We start from the raw sequence: 23,814 nt of genomic DNA, 5'->3' as shown, positions 1-23,814 counted from the left end.
GAGCTTGCGCTGTGAAAGCCGATACTCTCCTGAAATCCATGTCCGCCTTGCTCATGATTGCAGGACCCATCTCCGCGACTGCACAAACCGTAGCCGGAACCACGACGACGACTGCGGCCACGCCCCCCGCCCCACAGGCGGCGAGCGCCGGCTATCAGCTTGGGCCCAATGACGAGCTGAAGATTTCCGTTTTCGGTCAGCCCGACCTGTCGACCACCACCCGCATCAAGGAGGACGGCACTGTCCTGCTCGCGCTGGTCGGCCCGGTCACGGCCAAGGGCAAGACGACATCGCAGCTCGCGCAGGACATCGCCTCGGGCTATGCCAGCGGCGGATACCTCACCAAGCCGTCCGTCAGTGTCGAGGTCAGCAATTATGTGAGCCGCTTCGTCACGGTCCTCGGCAATGTGCCGGAGGCGGGCAATTATCCGCTCGACCGCGACTATACGGTGGCGTCGATGCTCGCCAAGGCGGGTGGGTCGACCAAGGATGGCGCCAATGCCGTCATCCTGACGCCCGCCGACGGCAGTGGGCCGGTGCGCATTTCGCTGGCCGATATGGCGGCGGGCGCGATGCGGCCGCTCAAGGCAGGCGACACGCTGTTCGTGCCGCCTGCCGAGAAAATCTATGTCTACGGCCAGGTCCAGCAGCCCGGCGCCTTTGCTTATGCGCCGGGCCAAAGCTTCCGGCAGGCATTGGCGCTGGCGGGCGGACCGACGCTGGCCGGTTCAACGAAACGCATAAAAGTCCGGCGGGAGGGGAAGGAAATACAGGCCAATCTGGATGATCCGGTGAAGCCTGAAGACGTCCTCATCATCCGGGAGAAGCTGTTTTGACGACACTCGATCAAAGCTTCACGCACCAACGATCCGGCCTGTTCGACCGGTTCCTGTCCCTGACGCGAAGCAGCGAAAAGCGCAACGAACGCGTCATAGCTGACGATGTGCCGCTGCATCTGGATGTGCCCGCGCTGCCGGGCTTCCGGCAGGAGGCATTGGAGGCGGCGACAGAAGGCTCCGCCCACCGTCCGCTTTCGATGAGCGCCATGGCCGCGCCGATCAAGCCGATCAGCCTGCGCCGCGACAGCATCTACGCCGCGTTCAACACCGCCATGCCGGTGACGGACCGCCATGGCCTGGCCGGGCGCAACAGCGAACTGGAAAAGCTGGTCGAGGCGATCGTCGTGCAGCGCAAGCACGCCGTCATCTTCGGTACGCGCGGGTCGGGCAAGACCTCCCTCGCCCGCGTGTTCGGTGATCTGGCGGACGAAGCGGGCTGCATCGCCCTCTATGCCTCGGCCAATGGAGAAGCGGATTTCGACTCCCTCTTCCGCCCCTTCCTGACCGAATTGCCGATGAGCAGCGCGGGACAGGAGCGGGCGCGCAAGATGATGGGCGAGCCGCTCGATGTCTCCCGCCTCTCCGCCCTGCTGGTGGAGGAAGTGCGCGAGCGCGCCATCCTCATCATTGACGAATATGACCGGGTGCAGTCCGAAACGGCCAAGCAGGACGTGGCAACGCTGCTCAAGCTGCTGACCGACATTCATTCGCCGGTTCAGGTCGTGCTGGTCGGCATCGCCAGCGACATTGACGGGCTGATCGCGGCCCATCCTTCGCTCCGCCGTCACCTGGTGCCGCAGCGGGTCGCGCCGATCCCCAAGCCGGAACTGGAGCGGCTGTTACTGGCCTGCGCCAATAATGCACGGCTTTCCATCGATGAAGATGCGCTGGACATGCTGGCGAGCGCGGCCATGGGTTCGCCCTATCATGCGCGGCTGTTCGGCATGTCGGCGGCTCTAGTGACGGAAGCGGCTGCACGCGACCGCATGGCGCTTGCCGATATCGAGCAGGGGCTGGTGTCCGCGCTGGAGGATTGGGAGGAAATGAGCGGCCAGACATATGCGCTGTTCCGCCGCATCCTTTGGGAAGCCGGATCAGCGCCGGGTGTTGGCCGCCGGATGATCGCGCTCGCCGCCGTGGTGGCGTCTCAGATGTCGGCTATCAGCTATGAGCGGCTGGTGAAGTTCGGCCATGAAGTGCTGGGCGGCGGGTCGATCAATGAAGGCCAGGCGCGCGACGCCATGACACGGTTGCAACCCGCTCTGGTCCCGACACCCAATGGCGAACTGTGGATGTTCGAAGATACGCTGGCGCCGCAATTCCTGCTGCTGATGGCGAAGCAGCCGGTGCAGAGCGCACCGCCTGTCCAGACGCCCGCCGAGGAAATGCGCGCCCTGCTCAAGGGAGTGGACGGGCTATGACCATGAACCCGATGGATTTGCTGGCGGCGCTTCAGGCGCGCTGGCGCACGGCGGCGATGATCGGGGGAATATTGTTCCTTCTGATCGCGATCACCGCCTTTTTGCAACCGCGCCAATATATGGGCACGGCCTCGCTGCTGCTCGACCTGTCGCAGACCGACCCGACCGACACCAATACGGCGCAAGGTCCAAAGCCGGATACCGATTCCATTCTGGGCACCCAGACGGACATCATCCGCAGCGGCAAGGTGTTGAACGCCGTCGCCAGGGAAGCGGGCTTCGTCGACGCCCAGCCGACCGACATGCCGGCCGATGCGCGGCTGCAATCGGCGGCGGCCCTGGTCGGCAAGAATATGACCATTACCACCGGGCGGCAGAGCAATGTGCTCCAGATCCAGTATCTGGACGCCGATCCGCAGGTCGCGGCCAAGGTCGCCAATCTGATCGCCAAGATCTACATGCGCGAGCAGGTGGAACTGCGCGCTTCCCCGGCGCGCGGTTCGGCCAAATGGTTCGACGAGCAGACGCAGGAAGTGCGTCACCGCTATGAAATCGCCCAGAAGAAACTGTCCGACTTCCAGCGGGCGCATGACATTATCGGCATCAACCGCATGGACCTTGAGGCCGAAAAGCTCAAGAACATGTCCTATCAGTTGACCCAGGCGCAGGCGGAAGCGGCGGCGGCCCGGTCGAAGGCTGGCGCAGGCAGCGTATCCGACATCGAAGGGTCGCTGATCGTCCAGAATTTGCAGGAACAGGTGGCGGAGCAGTCCGCCAAGGTGTCCGAACTGCAAAAGACGCTTGGCCCCAACCATCCGAGCATGGCGGCAGCCAATGCGCAGCTTTCCGAGCTTCAATCGAAGCTGGCGTCGGCGCGGTCCAGCCAGGCCGGTGCGGTCAGCGCGAACAGCGTGGCGGCCAGCCGGCGGGAGGGCGACCTCAAGTCCAACATGGCCGGGCAGGAGGATCGCATGATCCGCATGTCCGACGTGCAGGACCAGTTGATGGTGCTCCAGCGTGACGTCGATGCGGCGCGCCAGACCTATGACACGGTGCGCCAGCGCTTCAACGAGGCGACGCTCAAGAGCCAGATCTCTCAGCCCAATGCCAGCCCGCTCGATGCGGCAACCGTTCCTCTGCTGCCTGCCAAGCCCAACATCATGCTCTGGCTGATCGGCGGGATCGCCCTGGGTCTGGTCGGCGGAGTAACTGCCGTGATCCTCATGGAGATCATCCATCCGCGCGTTCGCTCGGCAGCCGGCGTGGCCCGCGCGACCCAAGTCGACGTCATTACCGAACTGATGCCGGTGCCCACAGGTGGCGGCTGGTTCTTCAAGCAGCAGGAGGCCGCATGAGACTGCGTTCTACGGCAGGCGCCCCGCCTCAACTCACGCCGGGCAGCGCGACGACGCTACGCCCCCGCGCCCGCGACAGCCATAATTTCGCTCGCCTTGCAGTAGAGCACGGCTTTCTGGCGGAAGCCGACGTGCATCAGGTCGAGGGTCACGCCCGGTCCCAGGGTCTGGCGCTGCATGATGCGGCAGTCGACCTGGGATTGCTGAACCCGGAGGATGCGGGAATCCTCGCCGCCTTGCAGGGTGGCTTCTCCCTGCTGCCGCAGGGCGACCAGCGGGTCGATCCGCTCGTGGTCGCGGCTTTCGATCCCGCCAACGCCTATGCCGCCAAGGTGCGGACGATCCGCGCCAAGATGCGCGCGGCGGCCAAGGATGGCGACCCCGCCTCCCTGCGGCTGGCGGTGCTGGCGATCGAAGCGGGCGACGAGGCCGCGATCATGGCGGCCAATCTGGCGGTCGTGCTGGCGCAGATGGATGGGCAGACGATGCTCATCGACGTCGACATGGGGCGGCCTTCGCTCGACCGGCTGTTCCGGGTTGCCAACAAGGCCGGGCTTGCCGAACAGTTGATGGGCAGCGCCGCACTGCTGCCGGCAGCCAAGACGGCGGTCGAGGGGCTGTGGCTGATGACCGCTGGCCGGGCTTCCGGTAGCGCGACGAGCCTTGTCACTCGCGGACCGCTGGCGGAAACGGCCAATGGCTGGGGGCTGCGCGACATATCGATGCTGTTCTATCTGGCGGAGCGCAAGGGCGATCAGACACCCTATGGCAGCATATTGGCGGGCTTCGACGCGGTGGTCATCGTCGCGCGGCGCGGGGATACGGCGATTGCTGACATGCGCCGGGTGATCGACGATCTGGATCGTCATGGCGTGCCCATTGCCGGGACGGTGATTGCATGAGCGCCGAACATGCGCTGGCGCGTCACCAGCCTCTTCCGTCTCCCGGCATCGGGCAGGACGCGCCTGTAGCCCATGTCGGCGGCTTGCCCGTATCGACCCTGTCGCTCGATGCGCTGATCGCGAAGATGCTGGTCGAGGCGCCCTTGCGACGGAGCCTGGACCAGCCACCCTTGCTGGTGTTCGACGCCAATGGGCAGGGTCTGTCGATGAATGCCAGCAACCCGGATTTCCGGGCCAATCTGGCGCAGGCAGACCTGATCCATGCCGACGGACAGATCATCGTCGCAGCGTCCCGCTGGTTGGGCGGGCCGCATATCGCTGATCGATCCAGCACGACGGACATGTTCATCGACAGCCTGGAACCAGCGGCGCAGGCTGGCGTCAGCTATTATCTGCTCGGCGGCGAGGAGAAGGTGAACGCCGCCTGCGCGGAGGAGATCGCCTCCCTCGCGCCCGGGCTGCAACTGGCCGGGCGGCGCAACGGCTTCTGGAAGCCGGAGGATGAGGACGCTGTGATCGATGCGATCAACGCGGCCTCGCCGGATGTCCTCTGGGTCGGTACCGGCAAGCCGCGTGAGCAGGCCTTCTGCGTGCGCAACCGGGAGCGGATCAGGGCGGGCTGGATCGTCACCTGCGGCGGGCTGTTCAATTACATTACCGGCGATTATCCCCGTGCGCCACTGTGGATGCAGAAGTCCGGCTTCGAATGGCTGCACCGCATGGCGACGCGGCCCAAGGAACTTGCCTGGCGCTATATCACCACCAATCCCCATGCGCTCTGGCTGATCTGGAAACACCGCCATGGCTGAAGTTCAGGCCGTGGAGGATAAAGCCCGCGTCCAGCGCCTTGGCAGCCTGTTCGGCCGCTTCGGGCTGGCCAGCCTGTCCTCGGCCATCGTCTCGGTCAGCCATTTGCTGGTCCAGCTTTTTTCCATCCACCATCTGGGAACGGCGGCCATCGGCACGCTGGCCTTCCTGCTGGTGATCATCCAGTTCGGCTACAGCCTGTCCAATGCGCTGGTATCGACGCCCTACACCATCGCCGTGAACCAGAGCGACGAGGCGGAAGCGAGGAACTTCGACTTCTTCTTCCCGGTCAATCTGATGCTGGCGGCCAGTCAGGGGCTGATCTGCGCGGCGATTGCCTGGGCGACGGCCACGCCGATGGCGGCTTTACTGTTCGGATTGGCGGGGACGTTGTCGCTGATCCGCTGGTTCGGGCGATCCAACGCCTATGCGCATCATGCCCCGGCGCGGGCCGCCCGATCGGACCTGGCCTATGCCGGGACGATCCTGGTCGGCCTGCTGATCGCGATGCGGACGGGCGCCGACATGCCAGCCATTGGCGGCATGTTGGTGGCGGCCAGTCTGGTGGGTCTGCTGCCCTTCGGCCTTGCCTATGTGCAGCGGCATTTCGTCATGGCTCCGGGCCGCGCCTTGAGCGCCTATCACCCGGTATGGAAGGAGCAATCCGCCTGGACGCTGGTGGGCGTGCTGTCGACCGAAGCTACATCCAACTCGCACAGCTATATCGTGACGCTGCTGGCCGGTCCGACCGCTTTCGCGCCGATTGCGGTAGGAATGCTGTTCTTCCGTCCGGTCAATGTCTGCATCACCGCCCTCACCCAGCTTGAGCGCCCCCGCATGACCCGCGCCGTCGCGCGCGGCGATCATGGCGCGGCAATCAAGTCGGAGCGCGTGTTCATGGCCGCGCTGGTGATGCTGTGGCTGGCGACCTGCGCGGTGGCGGCGCTCGCTCTCTATGCCTTTCCGGGCCTGATCCTGAAACCCACGCTGGACCACCGGCTGGTGATGATCGCGATGGGCCTCTGCGCCCTCCTCTCCCTGGTCCAGTGCGTGCAGACGCCGATGAGCGTCATGACCCAGGCCCGCAAAGCCTTCCGCCCTCTCGCCGCGCAGAGCATGCGGAGCTGTGGCGTCGGCCTCGTCGCCGTGACGCTGCTGGTGTGGGGCGCCGCGCCCGTCTTCTCCATTGGCGGCGTCGTGCTGTCGCAGCTCGTCATGATGCTCGGCATCTGGCAGCTCGACCGCAAATGGCGGCGCGACCAGCGGGGAGTCATCTGACCATGGCGACAAGCTGGCATCGCGGCGGCATCGCCGCTCCCCCCGCCGCCCAGAGCGGCGGCGGCGAGAGCATGCGCATGGTCTGGGTCACCCAGATCTTCTATTTCGTCTTCCTGATGATGGTCTTCATCGGCCAGCAGCCCTTCGCATCCCGCACGCAGGACGAGCTGGTGGCGATGGCACAGGAAAATGACGGGTCCGACCTGTTCAAGCAAATGCTGTTCATCGGTTTCGCCCTGTTGCTGACCGGCGTGCAGATCATCCGCAAGCATCCGCTGCAATATAAATTCACTTTCTGGCCGCTGGCAATCATGCTGGTCTGGTTCTTCATCTCCTGCACCTGGGGCGTCGATCCGTTCGTATCCTTCAAGCGGGCGATGCAGCAGTTGATCGTGATCTACATCACCTTCTGCGCGCTCTCGCTGATGGGACCACAAAGATTGTTCGACGCCTTGCGCGCGGCGCTGATCGTGTCGCTGATCATCTGTTGGGTGTCCTTGCCGCTGACACCCGCCGCCGTGCACCCGCCGACCGAAAGCGACAAGGCGCTGATCGGCGCATGGCGTGGTTTCTTCTTCCACAAGAATATCGCGGGCGCCGTCATGGCATTGACCTTCATCGTCTGCGGCAATGCATGGATCGACCGGCGCAAATGGTATTACGCCCTGTTCGCAGTCATGGCCTTCGTCTTCGTGATCGGGACCAAGAGCAAGACTTCCCTCGCGCTGTGCGTCGGCATGTTGGCGATCAGCAACATCTATCGGGCATTGAGCGACAACACGCAGAAACGGGCGATCCTGCTGCTGGGCCTTGGTTTCGGCATGGTCGGGTTCCTGGGGCTCTATATCGCCTATCAGCCGACCATCGAGCGGCTGTTCGCTGACCCGACCAGTTTCACCGGGCGCGTGTCGATCTGGCGGGTGGTGTTCGATTATCTGGCAGACCACCCCTATCTCGGCGCTGGCTTTGGCGGCTTCTGGCAAGTCGGCGTCAACAGTCCGGCGCATGATTATCTGAACCAGCAATTCCAGATGCTGACCGCCCATTCGCATGACGGCTATCTGGAAATCTGGGTGACGACCGGACCGCTAGGTCTGGTCATGCTACTGGTCAGCTTCCTCGCTTTGCCCGCTTATTGGTTCCTGACGGGATCGACGAAAGAGAACCAGGCACTGATGGTCCCCGCCTTCGCGATCTGGGTCTTCGTCATGTACCAGAATCTGCTGGAAACCAGCTTCTTCGACAAGGATCGCCAGGTCTGGGTGATCTTTCTGGCGGCGGTCGCGACCGCCCACGCAACCTTCAAGGCCAAACCGCGCCCGCAATGGTCACGGCGGCATCGTCTCCCGCAGGAGAGCGTCAATGGCTAACATCATCATCTGTATCGCCACCTGCAACCGGCCGCAGGGACTGCGCCGCACGTTGGACTCTCTCGCTGCGCAACAGACGCAGCACAATCTGGAAGTGCTGGTGGCCGACAATGACGCCGCCAGGCAGGAAGGGCTGGCCGTGGTCGAGCAGCTTGCTTCACAGGGCTATCGCTGGCCGATCGAGGCTCTGCTGGTGGCGGAGCGGGGCATTCCGCTGGTGCGCAACGCGCTCGTCGCCGCCGCGCTGGCACGGCCCGGTGCGACCCATATTGCCATGCTTGACGATGACGAGGCTGCCTCCCCCGGCTGGATCGATGCCATGACGGATACGGCGCAGCGTTGGGATGTCGATGTGGTCGGTGGCGCGGTGCTGCGCGAAATGGACAGCGCCATCGCGCCCTGGGCGGCGCGCCATCCATTGCTTGCCCCAAAGCAACGCGGGCAGTCCGGCCCTGTGGCGCTGGTGGACAGCACGGCCAATGTGCTGATGGCCGCCACCGCCCTGCGCGCCATGGGCGAGCGGCCGTTCGATGACCGCATGGCGTTGACCGGCGGGTCGGACAAGCAGCTTTTCACCCGCATGCAGCGCAAGGGCTTCCGCTTCGCCTGGTCGGAGGAGGCGGTCGTCACCGAACTCATCCCCGCCAGCCGCGTCACCGCCAAATGGCTGCTGATGCGCGGCTATCGCGTCGGCATGACCGACATGATGGTCGAGCGCTTCCACAAGGGCCGCCTGCGCACATTGCTGGGCGAAGCGCCGCGCATCGTCGCGGGTTTCCTGATCGGCTCGCTGGGCGCGGTCGCGACGCTCGACCAAGGCAAGCGGGTCGAGCGCCTCGGCAAGCTTTATCGCGCCGCGGGCAAGATCGCTGGCCTCGCCGGATTTCATTATGAAGAATATCGAAAGGTGCATGGCGCATGACCAATGCAGCCCCCCAACCCTTTTTCTCCGTCGTCATCCCTCTCTACAACCGGGCGGAGATCGTCGGTGACACGATCCGGTCCGTGCTGGCGCAGGACTGGCAGGATTTCGAGATCGTCGTGATCGACGACGGATCACATGACAATCCCGGCCGGGTGATCGACGCCATAGGCGATCCCCGCGTCCGCTATATCCGGCAGGATAATGCGGGCGGCGGCGCGGCGCGCAACCGGGGCATCATGGCGTCGGACGGGCGCTATATCGCCTTTCTCGATTCCGACGACCTGTTCCTGCCGGGCAAGCTTTCCATCATGGCGCAGGCGCTCGCGGGAGATGATGGGCGCGCCGTCCTCTATTCGCGGATGAAGGTAGACCGGGGCGTCGACCGCTACTGGATCAGGCCCGATCGCGGCATTCGGGAGGGGGAGGATGTGGGTGAATATCTGTTCTGCGCCAACCAGTTCATGCAGACCAGTACCATGGTCGTGCCGACGCGAATGGCGCAGGAAGTCCTGTTCGACCCGGCGCTCAAGAAAGGACAGGATCTCGACTTCTGCGTCCGGTTGCAGGGCGCGGGCGCGCGGTTCCGGATGATCGACCAGGCGCTGACCGTCTGGCTCGACGCGACCGAGGCGGGCCGTACATCCTATGTGAAGGGCTATGAGACCTCGCTCGACTGGCTCGACCGCTGCGGCCATATGCTGACCAACCGGGCGCGGCGGGGTTATCGGGCAACGGTGCTCGCCTATCATATGGCGCCGATCAAGCCGGTCGTGGCGATCAAGGACCTTGCCATCGGCATGGTCGCGGGCGGCGTTCCGCCCCGCGTGATCGCCCGGCAGGTGCTGCGTTCCTATCTGCCCAAGCCGCTTTATCGGTCACTGGTCAACGGCTTCGTGCTGCGGTTCGGCAAGGCCGGGGCAGCCACCAGTGGAGCCAGTTCGTGATGACCGCATGGCAACCTCCCTCCAGCTTGAAAGCGGCTGCCGCCACGCCGCTCTTTTCGGTCATCATCCCGACCTATCAGCGCCGCGATGCGGTGGTCGCCGCCGTCATGTCCGCGCTAGAACAGACCATCGCCATCATCGAAGTCATCGTCGTGGTCGACGGATCGACCGACGGGACGGAGGTGGCGTTGGGCGCGATCAACGATCCGCGTCTCAAGGTCATCGTGCAGGAAAATCGCGGGGCGGCGGCGGCCCGGAACAAGGGCATCGACCATGCCCGCGGGCGCTATATCGCTTTCCTGGATTGCGACGACCGTTTCCTGCCCCATCATCTGGCCGACCTGTTGCCGCTGGTGCAGGAGAGCGAGGATGTCGTCGCCTATGGCCAGGTGCTGGCGGATCGCGGCGAAGGACGCAATTTCCTGAAGCCCCCCCGCGCCATCGCCAGCGGCGAGACGATGGACCGTTACCTGATGTGCGATCGCGGCTTCATCCAGACCAGCAGCATGGCGCTCAGCCGGATGCTGGCGGGGAAAGTCCGCTACCGCGAGGATGTGAAGTTCGGTGACGATACCGATTTCGCGCTGCGCCTGTCCCTGGCCGGGGCGCGTTTCCTGATGACGGAACGGCCGGGCACCATTTGGGCCGACCGGCACGCCGACGACCGGCTGTCGGCCGTGCGCGGCAGCATCGGCAGCCTGGCCTGGCTCAAGGATCTGCGCCCGCATATCAGCCCCCGCGCCTTTTCCGCCTATATGGGCTGGCATGCCGCGAAAAGCATCTGGCCGACCAGCCGGCGGCAGGCGATGCGCTACTATCTGGGGGCGGTTTGCCGGGGGGCTTTCGGGCCTAGGCTGGCGGCGACGGTGCTGTTGCAGATCGTGATGCCCGACCCTGTCTATCGCCGCATTTCCGACCGGTGGATCGACTTTTCCCACATGCTTGCGGGCAGAGGACAGCGGCTATGAAGCGACGCGAATTTCTGGCCGGAGCGGCGGCGCTCACCGCCTGTTCGCCCATTCCGCCAAGCGCGGCGCAGGTCGGCGGGACGGCGGGCCTTGCCGCCCACGCCCGCAAGTCGGGCCGCTATTTCGGCGCCGCGATCAAATCCCGCCAATTGCGCGAAGACCCTGATTTCACGGCCGCCATCGCCCGCGAATGCGACATGGTGGTGCAGGAATACGAGCTGAAGCGCGGCACGACCGAACCCAAGCCCGCCAAATATGATTTCAGCGGCGCCGACCAGATCATCGCCTTCGCGCAGGAGCATCGCATGCGGGCGCGGGGCCATGCGCTGGTCTGGTACGCCGCGCAACCGCCCTGGCTGGAGCCTGCGCTAAAACGCGCAGACATTGCGGGACGCCGGAAGTTGATGACCAGCTATATCGACGTCGCCATGCGCCGTTATGCGGGCAAGATCCGCGAATGGGACGTGGTCAACGAAGCCATCGAACCCAATGACGGCCGCGCCGACGGCATGCGCGCGAAAAGCATGTGGCTGGACGCGCTGGGCGAGGAGTATATCGACATCGCCTTCCACCGCGCCCGCGAGGTCGATCCCCGGCCCATGCGTTTCCTGACCGATTTCGGGCTAGAGCATGACTCCCCCCGCTGCGAGCGGCGCCGCACCGCCATGCTGAAACTGCTCGACCGGCTGATGGCGCGGGACGTGCCGATCGATGCGATCGGCATACAGGGGCATCTGAAACCCTATAAGGAAGGCTTCAACCAGGCGGTGTTCGCGCGCTTTCTGGAGCAATTGAACGGCTATGGGCTGGCGCTGTCCATCACCGAATTCGACATTGCCGACCGGGGCGGCCCGCCCAGTCCGGACAAGCGTGACCGGGAAGTCGCCTCCGTGGCGAAGGCGTTTCTCGACGTCGCGCTCGACAATCCGGCGATGCGCTCGGTGCTCTGCTGGGGGCTGTCAGACCGCTATAGCTGGCTGTCCAATTTCAAGGATTATAAATGGCCCGACGGCCAGCTTTCGCGTGGCCTGCCGCTGGACGGGCAGATGCGCCGCAAACCACTGTGGGACGCCATTGCCGCCGCCTTCGACGCGGCCCCCGCCATAAGGAGCGCAGGCGCATGAGAATTTCCTCGCTGACCGGCCTGCGCGGCGTGGCGGCGGTATCGGTGCTGCTGTACCATATCCCGCATAATCCGACGTTCGAGGCCTTTCGCCTGCCCCTCTTCTCCCGCGCCTATCTGGCGGTCGACCTGTTCTTCATCCTAAGCGGCTTCGTGATTTCCTTCGGCTATCACGACCGGGTGGTGAACCATCTCGGCCGCGCCAGCTATGCCGATTTCCTGATCAACCGCATGGCACGGGTGTGGCCGCTGCATCTGATCGTCACGCTGGTGTTCATGGCCCGCATCCTGCTCAATATATCGGGCAATCAGGCGATCGATCTCAACGCCGCCAATGTGATCAGCAATATCTTCATGGTCCAGAGCTGGGGCTGGGGCACGGAACCGATCGCGGGCAATAGCTGGTCGGTCAGCACGGAAGTCGCCGCCTATCTCATCTATCCGCTGATCGCGATCATTGCCTTTTCGCGATGGGCGTGGGTGCAGGGGCTGCTGTGCGTCGGGATATTGGCGCTGGTGGCCCTGTCGGGTCGGGGTTCCAGCGGGCCGCTGGACGTCAATGACAGCGATACGGTGCTAACGCTGCTACGCTGCCTTGCCGGTTTCTCGCTGGGCGTGCTCAGCTATCGCTGTGCGGAAAAGGACTGGTGCAGACGCCTGATCGACCGGACGGGCGGCTTTGCCATGATCTGCGGGCTGATCGCGCTGGCGCTGCTGCTCCCCGGAAAGGCCGATGTGCTGGTGGTCTGCCTGATGCCGGCGCTGGTGCTGAGCTGCTATTATAATGGCGCGGCAGCTCGGGCGGTGATGGCCAATCCGGTCAGCTTCCATCTCGGCCTTATCAGCTATTCCATCTATCTCTGGCATCCGCTGGTGCGCGACGTGTTCGCGCGCGGCATGGGGGTTGCGCACAAGCATGGGATCACCGGCTTCGACGGGCTGATCCTCGCCGCCATGCTGGTCGCGACCTGGCTGCTCTGCTGGGCGAGCTATGCGCTGGTCGAGGTGCGCGGGCATCAGCTCATCAAATGGTTCCAGCGCGGCGGGCGCAGCCGCAAGCCCGCCGTGGAGGCTGCCGCCTGATGCCTGCGGTCTGGATCGCCATCCCCACCTTCCGCCGCCCTGAGCAGCTTCGGCATCTGCTAGAGACGTTGCCGGGGATTACCGACCGCCATGACGTGATGCTGCTGGTGGCCGACAATGATCCCGACCGCCAGGAGGGCGCCGCCGTCGTGCGCACCCTGTTGGCGGAGGGGTATCGCCCGCCCGTGACGCTGCTGACGGTAGCGCAGCCGGGGCTTTGCGCGGTGCGCAATGCAATCACCAACGCCGCCCTCGACGATCCGGCGATGCGTTTCCTGGCCATGATCGACGATGATGAATGGCCCCAGCCCGGCTGGCTCGACGCGCTGCTGATCTGTCAGGCGCAGGTGGGCGCGGATGTCGTGGCGGGGCCGGTGGATAGCTGTTTCGTGGGCCAGTCGCCCCGTTGGGCGCGGGAAACATTGGTCTTCCGCCCGGAGGAACGGCCATGGGGCGCCACCGGCATGCTGTGGGCGAGCAACAACCTGCTGGTCAGCCGCCGCGCCTTTGCGATGATCGCAGCGCCCTTTTTCGATCCGCGCTTCAACCGCAGCGGCGGGGAGGATCTGGATTTTCTAGCTCGCCTGCATGACGCCGGAGCGCGGTTCGGCTGGTCCCCCGATGCGCGGGTCAGCGAATGGGTGCCGGTAGAGCGGGCGCGCCTTTCCTGGGTGCTGAAACGCATGTGGCGCATCGGCTGCACCGAAACCATGGCGCGGCGCAAGGCTCTGCCCGGCCGGATCGGTACGGCAAAGCTTCTGGCCCGGTCGATCGCGATATTGGGATTGCGGACGGCCGGGTTGGCGGCTCTACTGCTGCCCGGCGCGCGTCGGGTCGACATCGCCGGGCAGTGGGTCAAAAGTTGGGGGCGCCTCTATGCCCTCGCGGGCGGCGCCCAAAGCTATTATGGCGCGCTGTAGATCTTGAAGCTCTTGACGGTCATGTCGCCCGATCCGTCGTCATAGGTGCTGTTGGTCTTCACCGCGACATCCATGATCGGATAGAAGCGGAAACCCTGGAAGGGATTGACCGACTGGTAGGTTTCCACGCCGTCCACGAACCAGGTGATATAGTCGCGCTGGATGTCCACGGCGAAGCGATGGAAACCCTGACTATAGCCGCTGAGGCCATAGGCCTGTTGCGTCTGGATCGTGACGCCCCGCGCATCGTAGCGGGTGCTGTTCGCGCCGACATGGATGGTGTGCGCGACATGGCGGTCGAAATCCCAAAAACTCTGATAGCCAAAGCCCTCATAAATATCGATTTCCGGCGGCCAGCCGCTGGTAGACACCAGCCAGAAGGCAGGCCATGAGCCGCGCCGGTTAGGCATTTTGGCTTCCCATTCATATTGGCCATAGCCGATCTGCGTCGCCAGGAAATTGCGGCCATCCAGCACCGACGATCCATAATACCAGGTCTGGCCGCCATAGCTGATCGGCGTCTTCAACTTCTGCGTGTGCAGGACCAGGCCGTCCGTTCCCCAATAGACCGGCCCTTCGATGCCGGGGAAGATGCTGGAATCAAGGTACAGGCCGGTCTCGCCATTGGAGCTTTGTGTCCGGCCATTGGCGAGCGAGGTCGCCCAGCGATCCCAACCGCCATCGGGCGAACGCTTGTGCGTATCCTTGCGCAGTTCGAACTGGAGCGTGCCCGTCGCCGCGAAGGTGCGTGGCTCTCGGAAAGTGCCGGTCGCCTTCAGCGTTGCCTCCACCGTGCTGCTGGCGGTGATCGTAGCCGTCGATTGCCCCTGAAGGCCGCCCCAGGGCGCCTCCCGCAGCTTGAGCTGGAACTGCTGCCCTTCCGTGGCAGCGATGATCGGCACCGCGACGGTCTGGATCAGCGGATCGCCCGGACGGAAGATCACCACCGTATCGACGGTCTGATAATTATAGCCCGACAGTGCGCGATAAGTACCCGATCCGTTGACGGTGATGATCCGCGCGATCACCGTGTTGGGCGTCGGCCGATCCAGCGTCACCGGGACATAGGCGACACTGCTGCCCGGTCGGAAACTGGCATTGCCCAGCGAAAGCGTCGCCTTTTCCGGCAACCTAGTCCCATTGGCGAAGTCGAAATCCGAAAAATCCGACGTCGTGCTGATTGTGGCGGAACCACTTGTCGTCGACGTCGTTAATGTCGAACTCGTCGTCGTGGACGACGAGGAAGTGTTGGTGGTTGTCGACATCCTATTCGATGTCGACCCTGAAGTCATGATCGTAGCGGCTCCCGCTGCGAAAATGCAAGATATGGCTATTCCGGCTCCAAAAATGGAGCCAGTCATTTTGACAGGCATGTTTGCGACCCCCGAAGTTATCCCCTGTAGGGTCTCCTATGAAGGTTAACAAAAACTTCCGGTCAATAACGACTCGTCGTATTGTCTCAGGATTTGCGACGAACTGTTGCGTGTCATAAAAGAAATGACGGCAAACTACGGATTCTTTCAGAACCGATATGGTCGATTCGGAAAGTCGGGCTGGGAGCTTTGCCCCCTCCTTTTTACGGGAGGGGGTTTTTGGTCGTGGCTTTACTCTGCCGCCTGCACCAGTTCTTCGATCTCCGGCGTGGCTCCGCGACCGACGCTGACATAGGTGAAACCGGCCGCCTCGGCATCAGCGGGGCGATAGATGTTGCGCAGGTCGACCAGCCCATCGCCGTCCATGATGCTTTTGAGCCGGTTCAAGTCGAGCGCCCGAAGCGCATCCCATTCGGTGACGATGACGACCGCCGCGGCCCCTTCAGCTGCTGCATAGGGATTGTCGCAGAAATCGACATTGCTCAGCATCGTGCGGGCCGCGTCCATCCCCTCCGGATCATAGGCGCGGACCTGCGCGCCGCCATCCTGCAAAGCCTGAATGATCGAGAGTGACGGCGCGTCGCGCATGTCGTCGGTATTGGGCTTGAAGGTCAGGCCCAGCACCGCGACCGTCTTGCCGCGCACCGAACCATTACATACCGCAACCACCTTGCGCGCCATGGCCCGCTTGCGGCTCTCGTTGATTGCCACGGTCGTTTCGATGAGACGGATGGGCGCACCCGAATCCTCGGCCGTCTTGACCAGCGCCAGCGTATCCTTGGGAAAGCAGGAGCCGCCATAGCCCGGCCCGGCATGCAGGAATTTTGAACCGATCCGGTTATCCAGACCGATGCCCCGCGCCACCTGCTGCACGTCCGCACCGACATTTTCACACAGATCGGCCATCTCGTTAATATAGGTGATCTTCATCGCCAGAAAGGCGTTGGCGGCATATTTGATGAGTTCGCTGGTCCGGCGCCAGGTGAACTGGATCGGCGCCTGGTTGAGATAGAGCGGCCGATAGACCTCCTCCATCACCGGGCGGGCGCGTTCATCCTCTATGCCGACGACGATGCGGTCGGGACGCTTGAAATCCTGGATCGCCGCGCCTTCGCGCAGGAATTCCGGATTAGAGGCGACGGCGAACTGCGCATCGGGATTGGTTTCGCGGATGATCCGGTCGACCTCGTCGCCGGTGCCGACCGGGACGGTCGACTTGGTGACGATGACGGTAAAGCCCTTGAGATTGGCCGCGATCTCCCGCGAGGCGTCATAGACATAGCTGAGGTCGGCGTGGCCGTCACCCCGCCGGGCGGGCGTGCCGACGGCAATGAAGACGACATCGGCCTGACTAACCGATCCGGCGAGATCTGTGGTGAAGGTCAGCCGCCCCGCCTTCACATTGCGGGCGATCAGATCGGCAAGGCCGGGCTCATAGATCGGCACGCCGCCGCTCTGCAACAGCTCGATCTTGCGCGCATCCTTGTCCACGCAGATGACATCATGGCCGAAATCCGCGAAACACGCGCCGGAGACCAGGCCGACATAGCCCGATCCGGTCATAACGATCCGCATCTCTATTCTCCTTCTTCAAACGGCTTCCGTCCGACGGCCAACCAATCATGAAATGACGCGCGAATCCGTTCCGGGAAACCCCAGGTGCACGGACCCTCACCCTTCATCATGGGCTGGACCTCAGGCGACCCAGCCTGATGCCCAATTGACCGGAACCAGCCGGCTATTGACGCAGCGCAACATACTGCGGGGTGCAGCATGGATGCAACGCAGCCTGCCGCTCTATGGACACATATGGGCGCGGATCAGGGGCTTAGCGAAAGGAAAAGGGCGGAAGCATCGCTGCTCCCGCCCCTTTTGCCTTCGCCCCGAAAGAGCCGATCAGAATTTGACGCGCACGCCCGCCGTGAAGGCGCGGCCAACAATGTCGTATACCGCGATATTGGTCGGCGGGTTGACGCCGGGCACGGTGCCCGGGATCAGCGGCGGATCCTTGTCGAACAGGTTGTTGACCGTCGTGAAGAACTCGAAATTGCCGCCATCGCCATGCGGAATGGTGTAGCGCAGCGTCAGGTCGGTGTACCAGACCGGCTTGACCTTCGGATCGACAAACTGGATCGGCGTCGTACCGCCCGGAATGTCGAGCCGCATCTTGCCGATATATTGTTCGCCAATCGTGATGCCGAACGGCCCGTTGGTATAGTCGACCGTCAGATTGCCGCGCCAGCGCGGGAAGCCCTGCGGGTTGCTGGTGACGACGCTGACGCCCGCATAATGGGCGATCGGCGCGGTCGCATATTGCTGGGCATCGAACTTGTCGAGATAGTTGAGGTAGAGACGGACGCCCAGCCCGCCATTGCCCACGGCGGTCCGATAGGTGAAGTCGAAGTCGACGCCCGCCGTCTTCAGGAAGGCGATATTCTGCGGCACCAGATGAACGAGCGACGGGAACGTCGTTGGCGACGCACGGTCGATCTGGGTGCACTCGACAACGCCCGACCCGCCCGCATTCAGGCAGTTGGTCAGCAATTGCTGCGCCGACAGGGAGTCGATCAGCTTGTCGACCTTGATATGATAATAGTCGATCGAGGCCGAGAAACCGCGCAGGAATTCAGGCGCGAACACCGCGCCAAAGGTGTAGGTGTTCGCGACTTCAGGCTTCAGATCGGGATTGCCGACTGTGAGCGTGTTAGCGTTGACGTTCTGGCCGCTGCCATAAGTCCCGGCCGCGTTCCTGACGTCGTTCACGATGCCGATGCCGCTCTGCGGACCTGCATAGAGTTCGTAGAGATTGGGTGCGCGGATGTCATGCGAATAGGTGCCGCGCAGCAACAGGCTGTCGACCGGCTTCCATGTCGCACCCGCCTTCCACGTCTTCACCGTGCCCGACGTCGAATAGTCGGTCACGCGGATCGCGCCGTTGGCGCTCAGTTCCTGGAAGAAGGGCGTATCCTTGAGGATCGGCACCGCGATTTCGGCATAGGCTTCCTTGACGTTCAGCTTGCCATGGCTGCCGCCCACATTAGTCAGCCAGTAGGCCAGCGTGTTGATCGGGCCGGTCGGATAGGGAAGCAGGGCAGATTCCACCCGTGGAATCCCGCGCAGCCCGGCGAAATAGGCTTCCTTCTGCGCGTCGGTCAGCAGCAGCGCCGGATCGGCATTGCTGGTCAGGTTCAGCGTCTGGCGACGATATTCGACGCCGAGGGCAATATCGACCGGGCCGGCAGGGAGTTCGAACAGGCTGCCGCTGATATTGGCCGCGAATGCATCCTGCTTGAAGCGCGCGCGATAACTCGACGTGCCGGTGGCATAGGCATAGCCCGCCGGAGTCGATTTGGACGGATCGCCATGCATCACGTCGAGCGGCTGGCAGCCCGCAAATTGCGACGCATAGGTCGGATTGAGCAGCACGCGACACGTAATCTGGCCATTAGCCGGGTTACGAACGGCATCCAACGCCGCATACAGCTTCTGATTGTTGTACAGCCCGACATTGTCCATCGAGTGCTTGGAGTCGCCATGATTATAGGTGACCTGCCAGTTGAAGTCCGCGAACTTGCCGGTCAGGCCCGCCGTCGCGGTCCAGTAATCGGTCTTTTCATAGGCGATCGGCTTGGGCTGGCCAGCATCCTGCTGCCCCACGACATAATAGTCGTTCGCGCCGGTGAGAGCCGAATCCAAAGCCGTCGAGAGATAGGGATTGCCCTTGTAGATGCGAGCCGACTCCGTCGCCGGGATCAGCGAATTGCCCTGGGTGAAATAATGATATTTGCTGCGGGCATAGACGCCCTGGACAAAAGCCGTGATATTGTCGGTCAGTTCATAGCTGACCCGGCCAAAGCCGTTATAATTGGTGAGCGGCGCGATCGCATTGGTGTCGTTCGGGATCTTGTAGCCGTCGCCGCCCTGCTGGAAGCCGGTGGTGCCGACCGCCGTGCCCAGATTGAAGGCGCGGGTGGAACCGTCATTGTTGATGACCCGGCCCACAAACGGATTACCCGTCACGCTTGAGCCCACGATACGCCCATTGGCCGCCAGTGCGGAAATGCGGATGTCGGAGGCGATGGTATAAGGATTGGCGGCGGTGCCCGGCGCGGCAGTGCAAGTACGCTGCTGGCCGTTTGCCGAGGGACCGCAACTCGTCGTCACGCTGCCGACGAAATTATAGCCCTGGGTCGCAAAGTTGCGATCCTGCCGCAACATGCCTTCGCTATTGGAATATTCCGCGCTCAGCAGCACATGGCCCCGGCCCCCGGCGAAATCCGAACCGAAGGCTGCGCCCAGACGCTGATTGCCGTTATTGCCGCGCTCGTCGATGCCGGCCTGGGCCAGACCCTTGAAGCCGGTGAACTTCTTGTCGAGGATGAAGTTGACCACGCCTGCGACCGCATCGGAGCCCCATTGCGCCGAAGCGCCGCCCGTCACCACGTCGACGCGCTGCATCAGCAATTGCGGCAGGACGTTGGTGTCGATCGTGCCGACATATTCGGTGGGCGACACGCGCATGCCATCGAACAGCACCAACGTGCGCAGCGGCCCCTTCGGGTTGTTGCTGGGCGTGCCAAGACCGCGCAGGTTCAGCACATTGCCGTGGATCGGCAGGTTGGAGAAGTTGTTGGCCGATTTGGACGGGCTGAGCGAGTTGTTGAACTGTGGCAGCTTGTTGAGCGCGTCGGCCACGCCCGACGGCGTCGTCTTGGCCAGTTCCTCGGTCGATGCGACCGTCACGGGAGTCGGCGCGGTATAGCCGTCGCGCACGATGCGCGAACCCGTAACGACGATGTCGGCATTGCTCGCAGGCCCGGCCGCCTGAGGCGTCGCTCCTTCCTGAGCGGGGGCCGCTGTGGTCGCTTCCTGCGCCAAGGCGGGCACGGCCATTGCGATGATGCTGGCGCTGACCGCCAGCGACGAGATGAACAGACTGTTCTTCGCCATCTTTCCTTTTCCTCTCCCTGCACGACCATGACCGGGCAAAGTCACCCGGCTTGATCATTATTATCCCCGTGTGCACTTTTATAGTTATCCCACTCGGCCACGTTGTCAATAAATTTTGCACCAATGGGAAAATTTTATTGGAAAGACCCGCCCTCCTCCTTTCTCCTTGAATCCCTCAGAAAAATTCCCGCGCACGGCCGCGGCGCCGCTACGCGCCGGAAAGATACATCGCGAACATATATTGACCTACTGTGCAAAAATGTGCGTTATAACGCTTGAAGTGACGACGCCCGGACGGGCGATCGCCGGACCAGATATGGCCGGAAAATATGGAGAGTGCCCTTGCCGCATGATCGTCAGCCAGCGCGCACCACTTCCCATGGGATTGCGCAGTCATGACACAGATTTCCGTGACGATGACACCATCGTCTGGGTCAGGCAGCGCGCATGGAGATGCTGAAGCCAACATCACCCCCCCTCTCCCTGAACAGGCCGCCTATCCGTCGCCTCCAATGGGCTGGTTGACCGTGTCGATCCTGTTCTTGCTATACATATTATCACTGACTGACCGAAACATCATGGCCCTAATGGTCGGGCCGATAAAAAAAGATCTGGGCCTTTCGGATCTGCAGATCAGCCTTTTGCAGGGGCCGGCCTTCGCCATTCTCTTCTGCCTGTGCGCCATTCCGCTGGGCATGGCGCTGGACCGCTTTAGCCGGCGAGTCGTACTGTATCTGTCGGTGACGGTGTGGAGCATCGCGGCGGCGAGTTGTGGCCTCGCCGGAAGCTTCGCGGCGCTCGCCATGGCGCGCGCGGGGGTCGGCGCGGGCGAGTCGGGCTTCGGCACCGGCAGCTATTCGGTGGTCGGGGACAGCTTCCCGCCGCATAAGGTATCGCTCGCCATGTCCGTCTTCATCATGGGCGGCGTGATGGGCGCGGGCATCGTGTTCCTGTTCGGCGGACCGATCGTCGCCGCCGCGATGAAGGCCGGACCCGCCATCTGGCCGGTCTTTGGCCTGTTGCAGCCCTGGCAGCAGGTGTTCATCATGACCGGCGCGCCCGGCATGCTGCTGGCCTTCCTCGTCTTCGTCTTTCGCGAGCCGCCCCGGCGCAAGGCGGTCAGCGCGGGTGCGGGCTATGGCGAGGCATGGGCGTTCATGCGGCAATATAAGGCGCTCTACCTGGCCACCTTCGTCGGTTTCGGCCTCGCCTATGCGGCGACCATCGGTTTCCAGCTCTGGACGCCGGTCTATCTGGCGCGCGTCCATGGCTGGGATCCGGGACGGATCGGCCCGGTGATCGGCCTGGCCCAGATCGGAGCGGCGGCGCTGATCCCGGTCCATGGCTGGACCGTTGACCGGCTCTATCGGCGCGGGAAGCGCGACGCGCATCTCTTCTGGTGCCTGCTGACCGTGCTGGCCGCCGCTCCGTTCGGCATCGCCGCCTTTCTGGTCAGCAGCCCCTGGGCGACGGTCGTCTGCTACTGGTGCTTCATGGCGCTGATCCTTTCGACCTCCAGCATGGGACCGGCGACGGTGCAGGTGGTGACGCCGCAATATCTGCGCGGGCGTGTGTCGGCGCTCTATGTGCTGGCATCGGGCCTGATCGCCATGGCGGGCGGCCCTGCTTTCATCGGCTTGGTCACCGACAAGCTGCTGGGTGACGAAATGAAGGTCGGCCTGTCGCTCGTCATCAGCGTTTTCTGCGTGCTGCTGCCCGCTGCGCTTCTTTTCGCTTTCGGTCGCGCCTCGATGCGGCGCGCCCATGAAGCCCTTGCCTGAGGATGATCCCATGATCGAGACCCGCCGCCCCGCCTTCATCGACGGCAAACCCAAAAAGCTGCTGATCGACGGCAAGCCTGTCGACGCCCTGTCGGGCGAGACGTTCCAGAGCTTCAGCCCATCTACCGGCGAACTGGTGGCCGAACTGGCGCTGGCGAGCGCGGAGGATGTGGATCGTGCCGTCCGCGCAGCCCGCGCCGCCTTCGAAGGACCATGGAGTCGCTTCAAGCCAGCAGAGCGGCAAGCGGTGCTGCTGAAGCTTGCCGATCTGGTGGACGCAGAGTTCGACGATCTTGCCCTGCTCGATTGCATCGAAATGGGCCGTCCGATCACCGCAGCGCGGGGTCTGCGTGGGATGTTGCAACGCTCGCTGCGTCATTTTGCCGGGGCGGCGACGGCGATCCATGGGGAAACTTTGTCCAACAGCTTCCCGGTCGACCTCCTCTCCTACACGCTGCGCGAGCCGGTCGGCGTGGTGGGCGCGATCATCCCCTGGAACGGCCCGCTGTTCAGCGCCGCATGGAAGGTCGGGCCGGTGCTGGCGACCGGCTGCACCATCGTCCTGAAGCCTGCCGAAGATGCCTCGCTCAGCCCACTGCGCTTCGGTGAGCTTTGCCTGGAGGCGGGCGTGCCGCCGGGCGTCGTCAATGTCGTGACCGGCGCGGGCGGGACCGGAGGCGCGCTTTCGGCCCATCCCGATGTCGACAAGATCGCCTTCACCGGCTCCTGCGAAACCGGCCAGCGGATCATTGCCGCCTCCGCCGGAACGGTGAAGAAAGTGACGATGGAACTGGGCGGCAAGTCGCCCAATATCATCTTTGCCGATGCCGATCTCGATATGGCGACGCCCGCGGCGGCGATGGGCGTGTTCAATAATTCGGGGCAGGTCTGCGCGGCGGGCACGCGGCTGTTCATCGAGCGGCCGATCTATGAGGAGATGGTTCAGCGCATCGCCACCTTCGCCAAGGAATTGAAGGTCGGCCCCAGCCTGGACCCGGACACGCAGATCGGCCCGCTGGTGTCGGCCAAGCAATATGCCCGCGTCTCCTCCTATCTCGAACTCGGCCCGCAGGAAGGTGCGCGGCTGGTGACGGGCGGCGAGCGGGTGACGGGCGGCGCCTTCGACCAAGGCCATTGGGTCGCGCCCACGGTCTTTGCCGATGTGAAGGACGACATGCGGATCGCCCGGGAAGAGATTTTCGGCCCCGTTTCCTGCATCATGCCGTTCGACAATTTAGATGAAGTCATCACCCGCGCCAATGCGACGCGCTTCGGCCTGGCGGGCGGGGTGTGGACGAAGGATATCGGCAAGGCCATGACGGCAGTGAAGCGCATCCGGGCCGGGTCGATCTGGGTCAATCACTATTTCGCGATGGACTCGTCCGTTCCCTTTGGCGGCTACAAAATGAGCGGCTTCGGGCGCGAAGGCGGCGCCGAACATATCGACGCCTATTTGCAGACCAAGGCGGTGTGGATCAGGACTTAATTCTTAACGTGCTCCTGCGAAGGCGGGAGTCCAGTTAAGACGGCGAAACTGGGCTCCTGCCTTCGCAGGAGCACAAAATCCGCCTTCACTTCTCTATTTCAAGCGCCCGCTCAGGGCAGGATTTCGCGCCCTTCCAGGCGAGCTTTTCATCCGCCTCCGCCACCTCGATGTCGCCGGGCTTGATATAGCCCTCATCATCCAGTTCGAAGATATGGGGCGCCATGGCCCAGCAACGCGCATGACCCTGGCACTTGTCGTTGTGCACAATGATTTTCATGGGAAGTCCCTC

The 23,814-nt window shown here is 63.5% G+C and carries 20 protein-coding genes; 16 read left to right on the top strand and 4 right to left on the bottom strand.

Translation table 11 applies throughout. The features are described 5' to 3' along the window. Positions 1-11 precede the first annotated feature (11 nt). The 13 genes from VVT58_RS04200 to VVT58_RS04140 are packed head-to-tail and all read left to right on the top strand — an operon-like array spanning position 12 to position 13,935. The gene (locus VVT58_RS04200; RefSeq protein ID WP_327754046.1) at positions 12-836 is read left to right on the top strand and encodes a polysaccharide biosynthesis/export family protein; all 825 of its coding nucleotides are present in this window, start codon (positions 12-14) and stop codon (positions 834-836) included. After that, positions 833-2,260 carry an ATP-binding protein gene (locus VVT58_RS04195; protein ID WP_327754047.1) on the top strand — a complete coding sequence of 476 codons (1,428 nt, stop codon included), beginning with the start codon at positions 833-835 and terminating at the stop codon, positions 2,258-2,260. The genes VVT58_RS04200 and VVT58_RS04195 overlap by 4 nt, the downstream gene beginning before the upstream one ends. After that, a complete protein-coding gene (locus VVT58_RS04190) occupies positions 2,257-3,615 on the top strand; it encodes a GNVR domain-containing protein (protein WP_327754048.1) in 1,359 nt (452 codons plus the stop codon). Before VVT58_RS04195 ends, VVT58_RS04190 begins: the two co-directional genes overlap by 4 nt. Further along, complete coding sequence (locus VVT58_RS04185; protein ID WP_087574588.1) at positions 3,612-4,517, top strand: capsular biosynthesis protein; 906 nt, start codon at positions 3,612-3,614, stop codon at positions 4,515-4,517. Before VVT58_RS04190 ends, VVT58_RS04185 begins: the two co-directional genes overlap by 4 nt. Beyond that, on the top strand, positions 4,514-5,326 hold the full coding sequence (locus VVT58_RS04180; protein WP_087574589.1) for a WecB/TagA/CpsF family glycosyltransferase: 813 nt from the start codon (positions 4,514-4,516) through the stop codon (positions 5,324-5,326). Before VVT58_RS04185 ends, VVT58_RS04180 begins: the two co-directional genes overlap by 4 nt. After that, positions 5,319-6,602 (top strand): polysaccharide biosynthesis protein, encoded by a 1,284-nt coding sequence (locus tag VVT58_RS04175; protein ID WP_327754049.1) that lies wholly within the window; start codon positions 5,319-5,321, stop codon positions 6,600-6,602. Before VVT58_RS04180 ends, VVT58_RS04175 begins: the two co-directional genes overlap by 8 nt. After that, positions 6,572-7,972 (top strand): O-antigen ligase, encoded by a 1,401-nt coding sequence (locus VVT58_RS04170; RefSeq protein WP_327754050.1) that lies wholly within the window; start codon positions 6,572-6,574, stop codon positions 7,970-7,972. The genes VVT58_RS04175 and VVT58_RS04170 overlap by 31 nt, the downstream gene beginning before the upstream one ends. Continuing rightward, the gene (locus VVT58_RS04165) at positions 7,965-8,894 is read left to right on the top strand and encodes a glycosyltransferase family A protein (protein ID WP_327754051.1); all 930 of its coding nucleotides are present in this window, start codon (positions 7,965-7,967) and stop codon (positions 8,892-8,894) included. The genes VVT58_RS04170 and VVT58_RS04165 overlap by 8 nt, the downstream gene beginning before the upstream one ends. Then, positions 8,891-9,841 carry a glycosyltransferase family 2 protein gene (locus VVT58_RS04160; protein ID WP_327754052.1) on the top strand — a complete coding sequence of 317 codons (951 nt, stop codon included), beginning with the start codon at positions 8,891-8,893 and terminating at the stop codon, positions 9,839-9,841. Before VVT58_RS04165 ends, VVT58_RS04160 begins: the two co-directional genes overlap by 4 nt. Beyond that, positions 9,841-10,809: a glycosyltransferase family 2 protein gene (locus VVT58_RS04155; RefSeq protein WP_327754053.1), complete on the top strand. Its 969-nt coding sequence runs from the start codon at positions 9,841-9,843 to the stop codon at positions 10,807-10,809. The genes VVT58_RS04160 and VVT58_RS04155 overlap by 1 nt, the downstream gene beginning before the upstream one ends. Continuing rightward, the gene (locus tag VVT58_RS04150) at positions 10,806-11,933 is read left to right on the top strand and encodes an endo-1,4-beta-xylanase (RefSeq protein WP_327754054.1); all 1,128 of its coding nucleotides are present in this window, start codon (positions 10,806-10,808) and stop codon (positions 11,931-11,933) included. Before VVT58_RS04155 ends, VVT58_RS04150 begins: the two co-directional genes overlap by 4 nt. After that, on the top strand, positions 11,930-13,015 hold the full coding sequence (locus VVT58_RS04145) for an acyltransferase (RefSeq protein WP_327754055.1): 1,086 nt from the start codon (positions 11,930-11,932) through the stop codon (positions 13,013-13,015). Before VVT58_RS04150 ends, VVT58_RS04145 begins: the two co-directional genes overlap by 4 nt. After that, entirely contained in the window at positions 13,015-13,935 is a 921-nt protein-coding gene (locus tag VVT58_RS04140) for a glycosyltransferase (protein ID WP_327754056.1), read from the top strand. Before VVT58_RS04145 ends, VVT58_RS04140 begins: the two co-directional genes overlap by 1 nt. Here the strand turns inward: VVT58_RS04140 and VVT58_RS04135 are convergent. Continuing rightward, positions 13,920-15,065, bottom strand: a complete 1,146-nt coding sequence (locus tag VVT58_RS04135) for a family 16 glycosylhydrolase (RefSeq protein WP_327754057.1) — start codon at positions 15,063-15,065, stop codon at positions 13,920-13,922. The genes VVT58_RS04140 and VVT58_RS04135 overlap by 16 nt on opposite strands. Between VVT58_RS04135 and VVT58_RS04130 the strand changes: the two genes are divergently transcribed. Continuing rightward, on the top strand, positions 15,034-15,357 hold the full coding sequence (locus tag VVT58_RS04130; protein WP_327754058.1) for a hypothetical protein: 324 nt from the start codon (positions 15,034-15,036) through the stop codon (positions 15,355-15,357). The genes VVT58_RS04135 and VVT58_RS04130 overlap by 32 nt on opposite strands. Before the next feature lie 182 nt (positions 15,358-15,539). Here VVT58_RS04130 and VVT58_RS04125 read toward each other — a convergent pair whose 3' ends face one another. Next, the gene (locus VVT58_RS04125; RefSeq protein WP_327754059.1) at positions 15,540-16,883 is read right to left on the bottom strand and encodes a UDP-glucose/GDP-mannose dehydrogenase family protein; all 1,344 of its coding nucleotides are present in this window, start codon (positions 16,881-16,883) and stop codon (positions 15,540-15,542) included. Positions 16,884-17,204: 321 nt separating this feature from the next. Then, positions 17,205-20,258, bottom strand: coding sequence for a TonB-dependent receptor domain-containing protein (locus tag VVT58_RS04120; RefSeq protein ID WP_327754060.1), 3,054 nt, complete (start codon positions 20,256-20,258; stop codon positions 17,205-17,207). Positions 20,259-20,653: 395 nt separating this feature from the next. On the opposite strand from VVT58_RS04120, the gene VVT58_RS04115 reads away from it, so the two are divergent. Together VVT58_RS04115 and VVT58_RS04110 are read left to right on the top strand one after the other, a co-directional pair. Continuing rightward, on the top strand, positions 20,654-22,039 hold the full coding sequence (locus VVT58_RS04115) for an MFS transporter (protein WP_352000021.1): 1,386 nt from the start codon (positions 20,654-20,656) through the stop codon (positions 22,037-22,039). 10 nt (positions 22,040-22,049) lie between these two features. Further along, entirely contained in the window at positions 22,050-23,525 is a 1,476-nt protein-coding gene (locus VVT58_RS04110) for an aldehyde dehydrogenase family protein (RefSeq protein ID WP_327754061.1), read from the top strand. Between the two features lie 85 nt (positions 23,526-23,610). Here VVT58_RS04110 and VVT58_RS04105 read toward each other — a convergent pair whose 3' ends face one another. After that, on the bottom strand, positions 23,611-23,802 hold the full coding sequence (locus VVT58_RS04105) for a ferredoxin (protein WP_327754062.1): 192 nt from the start codon (positions 23,800-23,802) through the stop codon (positions 23,611-23,613). Positions 23,803-23,814 lie beyond the last annotated feature (12 nt).

The organism is Sphingobium sp. SJ10-10 (genome assembly GCF_036038995.2).
Taxonomy (GTDB): Bacteria; Pseudomonadota; Alphaproteobacteria; order Sphingomonadales; family Sphingomonadaceae; genus Sphingobium.
Note: the sequence above shows the minus strand (reverse complement) of the source record. Positions and strands in the feature narration are given on the sequence as shown.